This window comes from Pseudomonas sp. S2_E02 (genome assembly GCF_054668355.1).
This window is the reverse complement of sequence record NZ_CP162761.1, coordinates 4,901,678-4,914,739: the sequence shown is the minus strand read 5'-3', so window position 1 is coordinate 4,914,739 and position 13,062 is coordinate 4,901,678. Positions and strand designations below refer to the sequence as shown.

10 protein-coding genes are annotated in these 13,062 nt (G+C 58.0%); 6 read left to right on the top strand and 4 right to left on the bottom strand.

Going from position 1 to position 13,062, the window contains the following annotated elements; genetic code table 11:
- Window positions 1–42: 42 nt before the first annotated feature.
- Entirely contained in the window at window positions 43–1,497 is a 1,455-nt protein-coding gene (gene thiI, locus AB4O01_RS22140; RefSeq protein ID WP_093430041.1) for a tRNA uracil 4-sulfurtransferase ThiI, read from the bottom strand.
- Between the two features lie 328 nt (window positions 1,498–1,825).
- On the opposite strand from thiI, the gene glnA reads away from it, so the two are divergent.
- The 5 genes from glnA to ntrC all read left to right on the top strand — a co-directional run bounded on the left by glnA (window position 1,826) and on the right by ntrC (window position 7,407).
- Window positions 1,826–3,232: a type I glutamate--ammonia ligase gene (gene glnA / locus AB4O01_RS22135; RefSeq protein WP_007909254.1), complete on the top strand. Its 1,407-nt coding sequence runs from the start codon at window positions 1,826–1,828 to the stop codon at window positions 3,230–3,232.
- 289 nt (window positions 3,233–3,521) lie between these two features.
- A complete protein-coding gene (locus AB4O01_RS22130) occupies window positions 3,522–4,037 on the top strand; it encodes a DUF4124 domain-containing protein (RefSeq protein WP_460089552.1) in 516 nt (171 codons plus the stop codon).
- Window positions 4,034–4,657: a DUF4124 domain-containing protein gene (locus AB4O01_RS22125; protein WP_460089550.1), complete on the top strand. Its 624-nt coding sequence runs from the start codon at window positions 4,034–4,036 to the stop codon at window positions 4,655–4,657. The genes AB4O01_RS22130 and AB4O01_RS22125 overlap by 4 nt, the downstream gene beginning before the upstream one ends.
- A 231-nt stretch (window positions 4,658–4,888) precedes the next feature.
- Window positions 4,889–5,974, top strand: a complete 1,086-nt coding sequence (gene glnL / locus AB4O01_RS22120; protein WP_007909240.1) for a nitrogen regulation protein NR(II) — start codon at window positions 4,889–4,891, stop codon at window positions 5,972–5,974.
- On the top strand, window positions 5,971–7,407 hold the full coding sequence (gene ntrC, locus AB4O01_RS22115) for a nitrogen regulation protein NR(I) (protein WP_460089549.1): 1,437 nt from the start codon (window positions 5,971–5,973) through the stop codon (window positions 7,405–7,407). Before glnL ends, ntrC begins: the two co-directional genes overlap by 4 nt.
- Before the next feature lie 626 nt (window positions 7,408–8,033).
- Here the strand turns inward: ntrC and AB4O01_RS22110 are convergent.
- Window positions 8,034–11,321: a leucine-rich repeat domain-containing protein gene (locus AB4O01_RS22110; RefSeq protein ID WP_460089548.1), complete on the bottom strand. Its 3,288-nt coding sequence runs from the start codon at window positions 11,319–11,321 to the stop codon at window positions 8,034–8,036.
- Between the two features lie 189 nt (window positions 11,322–11,510).
- Window positions 11,511–11,951, bottom strand: a complete 441-nt coding sequence (locus AB4O01_RS22105; RefSeq protein WP_093430037.1) for a hypothetical protein — start codon at window positions 11,949–11,951, stop codon at window positions 11,511–11,513.
- On the opposite strand from AB4O01_RS22105, the gene AB4O01_RS22100 reads away from it, so the two are divergent.
- Window positions 11,950–12,405, top strand: a complete 456-nt coding sequence (locus AB4O01_RS22100; protein WP_257356843.1) for a tRNA (cytidine(34)-2'-O)-methyltransferase — start codon at window positions 11,950–11,952, stop codon at window positions 12,403–12,405. The genes AB4O01_RS22105 and AB4O01_RS22100 overlap by 2 nt on opposite strands.
- A 122-nt stretch (window positions 12,406–12,527) precedes the next feature.
- Here the strand turns inward: AB4O01_RS22100 and secB are convergent, their stop codons facing one another.
- The gene (gene secB / locus AB4O01_RS22095; RefSeq protein ID WP_007909233.1) at window positions 12,528–13,013 is read right to left on the bottom strand and encodes a protein-export chaperone SecB; all 486 of its coding nucleotides are present in this window, start codon (window positions 13,011–13,013) and stop codon (window positions 12,528–12,530) included.
- Between the last annotated feature and the right edge of the window lie 49 nt (window positions 13,014–13,062).

Genomic DNA, 13,062 nt, shown 5'->3' with positions numbered 1-13,062 from the left:
GGGGGCCGGTGACGCAGGCCACAGGCAAACAGCCCCGGGCACTTAGCTCGGTCGATAAACGCGCACATTGGCATGCCCCTCACTGAGCAAATGGTGAGCATGCAGGCGACTCATCACGCCTTTGTCGCAATACAGCAGGTACTGGCGAGTCGGATCCAGCTCCTTGAAACGAGCGTTCACTGCGTAGAACGGCATCGTCTGTACTTCTACGCCAGCGAGTTCCAGCGGCTCATCCTCGGCGGCATCCGGGTGACGGATGTCGATCACGATCTGACCGGCCAGTGCTTCGCTGACTTCTTCAATCTGTACGTCCTGGCCCAATTCGTCGATCACCCGATCGATCGGCACCAGTTTGGCGTTTTCGAGCGCACGCTCGAGCACCGCCATGTCGAATTCTTTCTCTTCGTGCTCAACGCGACCGCGTTTGGCGGCCGTCTTCGGATTGACCGAAATGACCCCGCAGTACTCCGGCATGTGCCGGGCGAAATCGGCGGTGCCGATCTCATTGGCCGTGTCGATGATGTCCTGCTTGTGCGCCACGATCAGCGGACGCAGGACCAGTTTGTCGGTCACGCAGTCGATCACCGACAGATTCGGCAGGGTCTGGCTCGACACCTGGGAGATCGCCTCGCCGGTGACCAGCGCGTCGATGTGCAGGCGATCGGCGATGTTGGAAGCCGCGCGCAACATCATACGCTTCAATACGACGCCCATATGACTGTTATCGACTTTGCCGAGAATTTCGCCCAACACTTCTTCGAACGGAACACTGACAAATAGCACGCGTTGCGAGCTGCCGTACTTCTTCCAGATGAAATGCGCGACTTCCATCACGCCCAATTCATGGGCACGACCGCCCAGATTGAAGAAGCAGAAGTGCGTCATCAGGCCGCGACGAATGATCTGGTACGCCGCAACGGTTGAGTCAAAGCCGCCGGACATCAATACCAGCGTCTGCTCCAACGCACCGAGCGGGTAACCGCCGATGCCGTTGTGCTGGCTGTGAATGACAAACAACCGTTTGTCGCGAACTTCGATGCGGACTTCGATTTCCGGTGCTTTCAGGTCGATACCAGCGGCACCGCACTCACGGCGCAGCTTGCTGCCGACGTATTTTTCGACGTCCATCGAGCTGAAGGTGTGCTTGCCCGCGCGCTTGCAGCGCACCGAGAAAATCTTCCCGGCCAGTGCATCGCCGTAGTGCTGTTTGCACTTCTCGGTGATGTCGTCGAAGTCGCCCAGCGGGTACTCGTCGATCTGCAGAAAGTGCGCGATGCCCGGCATGCAGGTCAGGCGCTCACCCATCTCTTTCAAGGCTTTGGGGTCGGTAACGCGGGTTTCCAGCTCGAGATTGTCCCACACACCGTTCACCACCACGGCCGGGTCCAGGTCACGGAGCACGGTGCGGATGTTCTTGGCCAACTGGCGGATGAACTTCGTCCGGACAGGTCGGCTTTTGATGGTGATCTCGGGGAAGACTTTTACGATTAGTTTCATGAAAACAGCGCGCGAACGGCCAGCCGAAAAAGGGGGGCGCGGATTATAGCGGAAATTGCTCAAGGTTTAACCAGTTAATGTGCAGAAGGTTTTGCGCGCACCAAAACAGGTCATTTCTGACTCAAGACGCTACATTAGAGGGCGAGATTTTCCACAATCAGGTGCTTTGCACCTTTATAAGCGTGAATTTGGGGCAAAAAACCCATGCTGGGGCACTGGCATGCAATTTGCTCCCTTGTGAGGCAGGTTGCCTTGGCAGAGTATTCGCGCCGGCATCACCCAAATTCAAGGGCATCCACTACCAAGCCCGAAGCCACCCGGAGGACATATGTCGAAGACGGTTCAACTCATCAAAGATCATGACGTCAAGTGGATTGATCTGCGCTTCACGGACACCAAAGGCACTCAGCACCACGTGACCATGCCGGCTCGCGATGCGCTGGATGAAGACTTCTTCGAAGTCGGCAAGATGTTCGACGGTTCCTCCATTGCTGGCTGGAAAGGCATCGAAGCCTCCGACATGATCCTGATGCCGGTTGACGAAACTGCGGTTCTCGACCCGTTCACCGAAGACGCCACCCTGATCCTGGTGTGCGACATCATCGAACCTTCGAGCATGCAAGGCTACGACCGCGACCCACGTGCGATCGCCAAGCGCGCCGAAGAACACCTGAAAGCCACCGGTATCGGTGACACTGTGTTCGCCGGTCCTGAGCCTGAGTTCTTCATCTTTGACTCGGTGAAATTCAAGTCGGACATCTCCGGCTCGATGTTCAAGATCTACTCCGAGCAAGGTTCGTGGATGTCCGACCAGGACATCGAAGGCGGCAACAAAGGTCACCGTCCAGGCGTCAAAGGCGGCTACTTCCCGGTTCCGCCGTTCGACCACGACCACGAAATCCGTACCTCCATGTGCAACGCACTGGAAGAAATGGGCCTGACCGTCGAAGTTCACCACCACGAAGTGGCGACTGCCGGCCAGAACGAAATCGGCGTCAAGTTCAACACCCTGGTGAAGAAAGCCGACGAAACCCAAACCCTGAAGTACGTTGTGCACAACGTTGCTGACGCTTACGGCCGCACCGCGACCTTCATGCCGAAGCCACTGTACGGCGACAACGGTTCGGGCATGCACGTACACATGTCGATCTGGAAAGACGGCAAGAACACCTTCGCCGGTGAAGGCTATGCCGGTCTGTCCGATACCGCTCTGTACTTCATCGGCGGCATCATCAAACACGGTAAGGCCCTGAACGGCTTCACCAACCCGGCGACCAACTCCTACAAGCGTCTGGTACCAGGCTTCGAAGCTCCGGTAATGCTGGCCTACTCGGCCCGCAACCGTTCCGCTTCGATCCGTATTCCTTACGTGTCGAGCCCGAAAGCCCGCCGTATCGAAGCACGCTTCCCGGATCCGGCTGCCAACCCGTACCTGGCCTTCGCAGCTCTGCTGATGGCCGGTCTGGACGGTATCCAGAACAAGATCCACCCAGGCGACGCAGCTGACAAAAACCTGTACGACCTGCCGCCTGAAGAGGCGAAAGAGATCCCGCAAGTTTGCGGCAGCCTGAAAGAAGCCCTGGAAGAGCTGGACAAGGGCCGCGCGTTCCTGACCAAGGGCGGCGTGTTCTCCGACGACTTCATCGACGCTTACATCGCGCTGAAATCGGAAGAAGAAATCAAGGTTCGCACCTTCGTACACCCACTGGAATATGAGCTGTACTACAGCTGCTGATCCGGTAGCGCTGCGCTACGCGGCGTGAGTGAAAGAGGCCTCCTTCGGGAGGCCTTTTTTATTGCCCGCGATTTATGACGTGATGCTGATCGTTCCCACGCTCCGCGTGGGAATGCAGCCCGTGACGCTCCGCGTCACTGGACGCGGAGCGTCCCTTGAGGCGTACCCACGCAGAGCGTGGGAACGATCAATTGTGGTGTATGAATGATCTCTGGATGTGTGCAGGGTTGGGCCAACCGCCACACCTGTCCTATGCTGCACCCCATCGCTTTCAATCCCGGTCGATTTCATGGGTCGCACCTTTCTCTACATTCTATTGCTGATGATCGCCCTGCCCGCCGCCGCGCAGATCTACAAGTACACCGACGCCAACGGCAACACGGTGTACAGCGATCACTCGCCAGACGGCGTGCAAGCACAGCCAGTGGAGTTGCCGCCGCTTAACAGGGTCGAGCCGCAAACACCGAGCACACCGCCTGCATCCAGCACCGAAACCCGCGAGCCTGTGCGCAACGCCTACGACATTCTTGAACTCGCTGGCCTGCCCACCGAAGAGGCCCTGCGCGCCAATAACGGCACCTTCACCGTCAACGTACTGATCAAGCCACGCCTTCGACCGCCGCATCAGTTAAGGCTGGTATTGGACGATGAGCCTTACGGCCAGCCGAGCAACGTGCCGATCCTGCAATTGGTGAACGTTGATCGCGGCGAACATCGTCTAGCGGTGCAGGTGATTGACGGGCAGACGGTCATCCAGCAGAGCGCGCCAGTCCCTCTCAGCGTACAGCGGGTGCACAAGCCATGATTCGTGCGTGGCTGATCGCGTTGCTGGCGCTGCTCACGCTGCAAGCATCGGCTGAGGTGTTCACTTATATCGATGCCCAAGGCAATCGCGTCTACACCGACCAGCCGCGTGGCAATGCCAAGCGCGTACCGATCGCGACCAGCAATCGCATGTCCGCAAACCCCACCGTCGCCGTGCCAATCACAACTGCAAAAAAAACCCCAGAGCAACCGCCCTTCCACTACGACATGCTGCGCATTCTGGTACCTGAACCCGATGCAACGATTCGCAGCAGCGCCGGCGAAATCATCGTCAGCGTCACCAGCGAACCGGGCCTGCAAAAAGGTCATCGTTATCGACTGCTGCTGGATGGCCAAGCCACCGGCGAGCCCGGCCTGAGCCCGGTCTTCCCGCTCAGCAACATCGATCGTGGCAGCCACAATCTCTCGGTTGAAATCCTCGACATGGAAGGACGCACCGTCGAACGCACCGCCAACCAGCCCTTCCACATGCTACGCATTTCCCTAGCGCAGAAACGCCAAGTCAAACCCTGCGTCGCCGACGACTACGGCGTGCGCCCGGAATGCCCGCTGAAAGACAAACCGCCCGAGCCGAAAAACCCCTTCCTGCGTTTCTTCTAACTCCGCCCAGCTTTGCGCACTATATTGGTGCAACGGACTGCACCGTACTCACATTCCAACCCATTTTGGTTCGAAACTTCCCGTTCGAGCTGGCACCCTGCCACTCAAACGAGCGTCAAACGCCTGTTTCAGGCGACGAACGCTTCTTTTCGGAGCCTTGGTTTGGTTTTTGCATTTTCCGTTCACCGACGCTTGCTTGTTGCGCACGCTCCGCCCCCAAAAGAGGCTCCGATGACTATTAGCGACGCAATCCACCGTTTGCTGCTCGACAACCTGACCACCGCCACCATCCTGCTCGACGCCGAATTGCGCCTTGAGTACATGAACCCGGCGGCGGAGATGCTCCTCGCCATCAGCGGGCAGCGCAGCCATGGGCAGTTCATCAGCGAGCTGTTCACCGAATCCACCGAGGCGCTGAATTCACTGCGTCAGGCCGTAGAGCAGGCGCATCCCTTCACCAAGCGCGAGGCGATGCTCACCGCCCTCACTGGCCAGACATTGACCGTGGATTACGCGGTGACGCCAATCCTCAGCAATGGCGCGACCATGCTCCTGCTGGAGGTCCATCCGCGTGACCGGCTGCTGCGGATCACCAAGGAGGAGGCGCAGCTGTCCAAGCAGGAGACCAGCAAGATGTTGGTACGCGGCCTCGCTCACGAGATCAAGAATCCGCTCGGCGGCATCCGTGGCGCCGCGCAACTGCTGGCCCGCGAGCTGCCGGAAGACAGCCTGCGCGACTACACCAACGTGATCATTGAAGAGGCCGACCGCCTGCGCAATCTGGTCGACCGCATGCTCGGCTCGAACAAGTTGCCGTCGCTGGCGATGTGCAACGTTCATGAAGTGCTGGAGCGCGTCTGCCAACTGGTCGAAGCGGAAAGCCAGGGCTGCATCACCTTGGTGCGTGATTACGACCCAAGCATCCCCGACGTGCTGATCGACCGCGAACAAATGATTCAGGCCGTGTTGAACATCGTACGCAACGCGATGCAAGCGATCAGCAGCCAGAACGAACTGCGCCTGGGCCGCATCAGCCTGCGCACCCGGACCATGCGCCAGTTCACCATCGGCCACGTCCGCCATAGGCTGGTGACCAAGATCGAAATCATCGACAACGGCCCGGGGATCCCGGCGGAACTTCAGGAAACCATTTTCTTTCCCATGGTCAGCGGACGCCCGGACGGTACCGGACTCGGCCTGGCCATTACCCAGAACATCATCAGCCAGCACCAGGGCCTGATCGAGTGTGACAGCCATCCAGGCCACACCACCTTCTCGATCTTTCTGCCACTGGAACAAGGAGCCACATCGACATGAGCCGTAGTGAAACCGTGTGGATCGTCGATGACGACCGTTCTATCCGTTGGGTTCTGGAAAAGGCCTTGCAGCAGGAAGGCATGACCACCCAGAGTTTCGACAGCGCCGATGGCGTGATGAGTCGCTTGGCCCGTCAGCAGCCGGACGTGATCATTTCCGACATTCGCATGCCCGGTGCCAGCGGTCTGGATCTGCTGGCGCGGATCCGCGAACAGCATCCACGGTTGCCGGTCATCATCATGACCGCTCACTCCGATCTGGACAGCGCTGTCGCCTCGTATCAGGGCGGCGCGTTCGAGTACCTGCCGAAGCCGTTCGACGTTGATGAAGCGGTGTCGCTGGTCAAGCGCGCGAATCAGCATGCGCAAGAGCAGCAAGGCCTGGAAGTGGTGCCGGCACTGACGCGCACCCCGGAAATCATCGGCGAAGCGCCGGCGATGCAGGAAGTGTTTCGCGCCATCGGCCGCTTGAGCCACTCCAACATTACCGTGTTGATCAACGGCGAATCCGGTACCGGTAAAGAACTGGTGGCCCACGCCCTTCACCGCCACAGTCCGCGCGCGGCCTCGCCATTCATCGCGCTGAACATGGCGGCGATCCCCAAGGATCTGATGGAATCCGAACTGTTCGGCCATGAGAAAGGCGCGTTCACCGGCGCAGCAAATTTGCGTCGCGGGCGTTTCGAACAGGCCGACGGCGGCACACTGTTCCTCGATGAAATCGGTGATATGCCGGCCGACACCCAAACCCGTTTGCTCCGGGTTCTGGCCGATGGCGAGTTCTATCGTGTGGGCGGCCACGTGCCGGTCAAAGTCGATGTGCGCATCATCGCCGCGACGCACCAGAATCTGGAATCCCTGGTGCACGCCGGCAAGTTCCGCGAGGACTTGTTCCACCGCCTCAACGTAATCCGTATCCACATCCCGCGCCTGTCGGATCGTCGTGAAGACATCCCGACCCTGGCCAAGCACTTCCTCAGCCGCGCTGCGCAAGAACTGGCGGTGGAACCGAAGCTGCTGAAGAGCGAGACCGAGGAATACCTGAAGAACCTGCCGTGGGGCGGCAACGTGCGTCAGTTGGAGAACACCTGCCGCTGGATCACGGTGATGGCGTCCGGGCGCGAAGTGCACATCAGCGACCTGCCGCCAGAACTGCTGAACCTGCCGCAGGACTCGGCGCCAGTGACCAATTGGGAGCAAGCACTGCGTCAGTGGGCCGATCAGGCGTTGGCGCGTGGCCAGTCGAGCCTGCTCGACAGCGCGGTACCGGCGTTCGAGCGGATCATGATCGAGACGGCTTTGAAGCACACCGCCGGGCGTCGTCGCGATGCCGCCGTTTTGCTGGGTTGGGGGCGCAATACCCTGACGCGCAAGATCAAGGAATTGGGGATGAAGGTCGATGGCGGGGATGATGATGAGGGGGATGAGGGTTAACGAATTGTTCGCTTGAGGATTGCTGCGTGCTCAGGATCCATCCCAGCCCTCTCCCAGAGGGAGAGGGCGCAGATCCCGGATGTTTTCGAAACCTGAATTCGGCTCAATATTTCAGGTCGGCGCAACTTGAACCAGCAACTCGGTCAGTCCCCTCTCCCTCTGGGAGAGGGTTAGGGTGAGGGGCCATCGTGCACCGCATCAATGCACAATGACCCGCGATCGCGCACAGCCGCATCGCCACAACTCAACCCTGAAAACGCTGATAAACCCTTTTTCATAAACACAAAAGCCCCGAATTTCGGGGCTTTGATGTCTCTGATCAGCTTTTTTGTTTCAGCAAATGAGAACCTGGCACGCCCCCTGCAATACCTCTTACAGGTGATTCGATTCACCACCCGTTTCGGGGACCTTGGTACAGGCAGGCTGGGGATTCCCCTCTTTACACCGGGCTCATACCGCAACGCGACGAGCCCACCCTTTTGGGATCCTTGGTACAGGCAGGCCGGGGGTTCCCTCTTTATACCGGGCTGACGCCAACAGCGCAGTCCACCCGTTTTGGGAACCCTGATACAGGCAGGTCAGGGATTCCCGCTTTTACACCGTTCGCCGAGACATCGAGTCAGACGTCAATTGAGCCTGGGTCGTTTGGGTAAATGATGCAGGGGCTGATTTTGCCGCCCTGAGTCATATTCCCGAATCACAGCTTCCAGCCTGTCCAGCATTTTTCCGGGGCTGGATTCATTGATCAGAATGCCCTTCATCCTTGCCTGATCGCCTGGGTCAGCCTTCGCATAGATATCTAGGAACCACCACACCCGCCGCTGCAAAAGCGGATGCTCGACGTGAAATTCAGGCGTGCGACTCAGTTTGCGAATCCCATTGATAACGTCACTTCCAGCCCCGCCAAAGCTGTCCCAGAGCTTAAGTTTTTCAGGTATTTCCAAGGGCGGCACATTTCGTAGCCACAGGTTTGCCGACCGATCAGTACTTTCCTCTCCCAGCCAGATGTCGGTGCCTGTTTTTATACGCGCATGTATCAACCGCCGGAGGGAAGCCGGATCGGTAATTGGATTACCACTGAGCTTGAATCCGGCTCTGATTTCAATGGATTCGGGAATCGATGTAATTCGATTGTTCGTCAGATCCAGCACTTTCCCGGGAATCTCGTTGGTGATGCCCTCCGGAAATCTGTCTAACCCTGCATAGGAAAGCTCCAGCACCTGCAGCTCGGTCCTCCCTTTGACAGAAGGCGCAACCGTGAGTGGGTTATTACTGAGTTTCAATACTTCCAATCGCAACGGCCCGTTATCGGCATCAAGCCCTGGAAGATGGAGTATTCCGTTCTGCTCCAGCTCCAATACACGCAACCCGGTCATGCCGGCCACCGAAAAATCAGGCGACAGGTTGGTCCTTTGCAGCGTCAACTCTCGTAATCGCGCACGCCTTGCCAATTCATCAACACTGGCTGGCCCCTCGGTGAGCCGCAGCCCGCGATTATCAGAAAGCAATGCACGTCCATTAACCACCCTCAGACTTTCAAGATTGGGGAAAGCTGAAAAAAAACCTTCCGGAAGAGGCACGCTTGCCCCCCTTAGCTCAAGGGAAACGATGGCGTTGAAGGGTGTTGAGAGTGGCCGATGGCTTGGCCATATCGAAAGACTCGAAGACAGCTTGAAACCCACCGGCCGCTTATCGTGAAAGACCAGCTCGTCAGGCTCCCCTTGCCACGTGTACAGACGGCGCAACGTGGAACCCAACTCACTTCCGTAGACCCCAGAGCTGAGGTCCTGGTCCAGTTGAGCAAGTCCAAGCTGGAGTCGTTTGAGCTCCACCTCTGCCGCATCCTTGTCACCGAAGTGCAGGCGAAAGTGATCTGCTTGTTGATCGGTCACTTGCGGCAAGTATTTTCGGACCTGCGCTCGGGTGGTTAGCGCAGCGGCATCGAGCAAGGACCCAACGTCGCTGCCGGTATCGCTGCGCAGCACCAAGCCCGCCGGCAGTGATTCGCTTGACAGCCCTGCTTCTGCCTCCAGCCTTTCCAGCTTGTTCAAGGGACTGATTACATCATCCTGAATGGCCCTCAGCCTGACCTGAACGCCAGGCTCAGCCTTACGGTAGTGCTCGAAAAACCGCCAGACTCGTTGCTGCAAAAGCGGCCGCTCAATGTGAAACTCGGGTGCACGCGCCAGATCCCAGACGATTCTCCTCGCCACGAACCAATATGCGTCAACGTCAACACTGTCCCAGAGCTTCAAATTTTCAGCGAGTTCCTCTAGCGGCGAATGTCGTAACCAGGCATTTGGCGAGCGATCAGTACTTCGCTCTCCCAGCCAAACGTCAATGCCTGTTTTTATCCGCGCGTCCCTCAGCCGCCGGAGAGTCGTCAGATCTGTTATGGGATTGCCAAAGAGATCAAAGCTCGCTCTGATTTCAACGGACTCAGGGATCGATGCAATACGGTTGTTCGAAAGATTCAGCATTTTTCCGGGAATTTCGGACGTGACGCCCTCCGGAAACCGGTCTAAACCGGTGTTGGGAAGGTGCAGCTCCTGCAGCGCAGTCCTGACTTTTAGTGAAGGCATGACAGAAAGCGGATTGTTGCCGAGCTTCAATACTTCCAATCGTAACGGCCCGTTATCAGCATCAAGCCCGAGCGGGAGCTGTTCTATACCGGTCTGCGTCAGATCCAATACGCGCAACTGAGTCATCCCCGTCACGTCAGGTGCCACTTTCAAGGACGGATTCTGGTGCAGGTCGAGGACCTGCAAGCTCAACCGCCCTGGCAGGCCATTCACTACGGCATTCAGATCCGCCACCCCCTGAATGTTGCCAAGAGTCAGAGCCCGCAGGCCGGTCATGCCTGTCAGCGAGAACTCGGCTGGCAAATTGCAGTTTTGCAGGTGCAGCTCGCGTAATTGGGGAAGCTTTGCCAATTCTTCAACGAAACCTCGCTCAATGTTGTGCCTTGAGGCAGTCCGAAAAGGATTACCGTTAGGGAGAATGGGTGGCCAGCCAACCACCGTCAGACTTTCAATGTTGGGAAACTGCGCAGATAAACGATACGAGTTTAGATCTCCACCCACTCTCAGAGTAAGGGCGACAACAGCGTTGAATTTTGTTGAGACAGGAACACCGTATTGCCGAGCCCCAAGCTCGATATCCATCTTGAAACCCACTAGTCGGCCTTCGTGATAGACGCGCTCACTGGGTTCGCCCTGCCACTTGTAAAGTCTGCGTAGCTTGCTCGCCATTTCCTCACTGACACTAAAGCTCGTCCTCTCCAGCTCAGAGAGCCCACGCTCGATGCGCTTCAGCTCCACCTCTGCCACATCCTTGTCGCCAAACCGGGCGATGAAGGCATCAGCGTCCAGGTCCGTCGTTTCCGGAAGGTATCTTTGGACCTGCGCTCGGGTGGTTGGCTTTACGAGCGTACGCTGGTACCAAAGACCGTTATCGACATTACGCAGCATCACCGGACCTGGGAGCAGCTCACTTGGCCGTCGGGCACGATGCAATCCAGTCACCGGATCTACGGCGACAAGAACGAAAGCGCCATCGGCCACCTCAGCGTAGGTACGATTGTTAAAAACCCTTAAGCCTTCGCCGTTGGTTTCAGGAAGTAACGACCGGGCATTGATTACGTAATCGTCCAGCGTCGGTTGAGGCGCAAGCAAACGAGCTTCAACAGGGGCCGCGTGAATAATGATCGACGGCGTTGCACGAGTGGCATCTGCCTCAACGGCCCTGGACGACCCGGCTCGCGGCTGCGAATCATCGCGAGAGGTGCCTGAATCAAAACCTCTGCGACTCAATAAGCCGGGGAGCGGAATGTCCACGTCGGCCGGTCGAGTCGGGCTGGTAGAAGCATCTACTTTGACGTGGGTGCTGCCACCGGTAGGTGGTTTTACTGGCATGTTTTTCATCCTTGAAAAAGTCGCCCTGACTGTCGTGCCAGGGACGGAGGCTTTCGGCATCCTGCCGGTCTAAAGAGGAGCGCACGATAGCGTGCGCAAGTATTCAAGGAGAGTGGAAAGGCAGACAGGCGCAGTGGGAAAGGACGTCAAGAAGCGTAGGAGTACTCGAGAAGGATGGCGGGATTACGATCAGTTCGTTTGCAAACGGATCTCCAGCCGCCAGCGGTCATCGACCTCACTGCCGACCCAATTACCCTGCAACGGCCGCGCTGCCAGTATGGTCAACAACAACCCGCCATCGCTCATGCGTGTACGCCAGTTCACATCCCTGCCGTTGAGTTTGAACTGGCCCTTCTGCGCCCGGCCTTCGGCCTGAAACAGCAACGCCACGGTGCCATCGATGATTTCGCCGTGCAGTTTGGGTTCGTTGTTGAACCACACCACCAAACCGCCATCGGTCATTTCAACCTGCTGCAATATGCTCGGGTCCGGCGTGGTCAGGCGGCCGATCATCAAGCCGATCATCAAGCCGACAATCGCCAGCGAACCGATGACGCGCGGGAATAGTTTCGAACGGTTGTCCACAGGCGGCGTAGAATGCCGCTCATCTTTACCTTCGGAGCCGTGCATGTTTCACGTCATCCTTTTTCAACCAGAAATTCCGCCGAATACCGGCAACGTTATCAGGCTATGCGCCAACAGCGGCTGCCACCTGCATTTGATCGAACCGCTGGGCTTCGAGATGGACGACAAGCGCCTGCGCCGTGCCGGTCTCGATTACCACGAATATGCCACGCTGCAACGTCACGCGAACCTCGCCAGTTGCCTGGAAAGCCTGGGCAACCCAAGACTGTTTGCGTTCACCACCAAGGGTTCGCGACCGTTTCATGATGCCGCGTTCGTTCCTGGCGATGCGTTCATCTTCGGCCCGGAAAGCCGTGGCCTGCCGCCGGAAGTGCTCGACGCGCTGCCGCCGGAACAGCGCCTGCGCCTGCCGATGCGCGAAGGCTGTCGCAGCCTGAACCTGTCCAACACCGTAGCGGTGGCCGTGTACGAAGCCTGGCGCCAGAACGACTTCAAGTAACACCACAAAACAAATGTGGGAGCGAGCCTGCTCACGATTACGGAGTGTCAGGCAACATTGAGTGTCTGACAGACCGCTTTCGCGAGCAGGCTCGCTCCCACATGGGGTGCCGCTGAACCGTCTTATTGAACGGTTGGCGTCTCGCCGCTTTCCTGCATGCGCTGCAGCTCTTGCGCGTACAGGGCGTCGAAGTTCACCGGGGCCAGCATCAGGGCCGGGAACGAACCACGGGTCACCAGGCTGTCCAGGGTTTCGCGCGCGTACGGGAACAGGATGTTCGGGCAGAACGCACCCAGGGTGTGGCTCATCGAAGCCGCGTCCAGGTTCTTGATCAGGAAGATACCGGCCTGTTGCACTTCAGCGATGAAGGCGACTTCTTCACCGTTTTTCACGGTCACGGACAGGGTCAGCACGACTTCGTAGAAATCACCTTCCAGTGCTTTCTGACGAGTGTTCAGATCCAGAGCGACCGCCGGATCCCACTGCTGGCGGAAGATCGCCGGGCTTTTCGGGGCTTCGAAGGACAGGTCGCGTACGTAGATGCGCTGCAAGGAGAATTGCGGTGCGGTTTCTTCTTCGCTGGCTGCAGTGTTCTGTTGGTCAGTCATCTCAGATCCTTATCGATCTTGGGTCTTTTAGGGAGTGCTGTACGTGGGT

Bases quoted from the DNA above. Each gene is read 5' to 3' on its own strand.
- glnA (WP_007909254.1), top strand. From the start codon at position 1,826: ATGTCGAAGACGGTTCAACTCATCAAAGATCATGACGTCAAGTGGATT.
- thiI (WP_093430041.1), bottom strand. From the start codon at position 1,497: ATGAAACTAATCGTAAAAGTCTTCCCCGAGATCACCATCAAAAGCCGA.
- AB4O01_RS22110 (WP_460089548.1), bottom strand. From the start codon at position 11,321: ATGCCAGTAAAACCACCTACCGGTGGCAGCACCCACGTCAAAGTAGAT.
- ntrC (WP_460089549.1), top strand. From the start codon at position 5,971: ATGAGCCGTAGTGAAACCGTGTGGATCGTCGATGACGACCGTTCTATC.
- AB4O01_RS22100 (WP_257356843.1), top strand. From the start codon at position 11,950: ATGTTTCACGTCATCCTTTTTCAACCAGAAATTCCGCCGAATACCGGC.
- glnL (WP_007909240.1), top strand. From the start codon at position 4,889: ATGACTATTAGCGACGCAATCCACCGTTTGCTGCTCGACAACCTGACC.
- secB (WP_007909233.1), bottom strand. From the start codon at position 13,013: ATGACTGACCAACAGAACACTGCAGCCAGCGAAGAAGAAACCGCACCG.
- AB4O01_RS22105 (WP_093430037.1), bottom strand. From the start codon at position 11,951: ATGCACGGCTCCGAAGGTAAAGATGAGCGGCATTCTACGCCGCCTGTG.
- AB4O01_RS22125 (WP_460089550.1), top strand. From the start codon at position 4,034: ATGATTCGTGCGTGGCTGATCGCGTTGCTGGCGCTGCTCACGCTGCAA.
- AB4O01_RS22130 (WP_460089552.1), top strand. From the start codon at position 3,522: ATGGGTCGCACCTTTCTCTACATTCTATTGCTGATGATCGCCCTGCCC.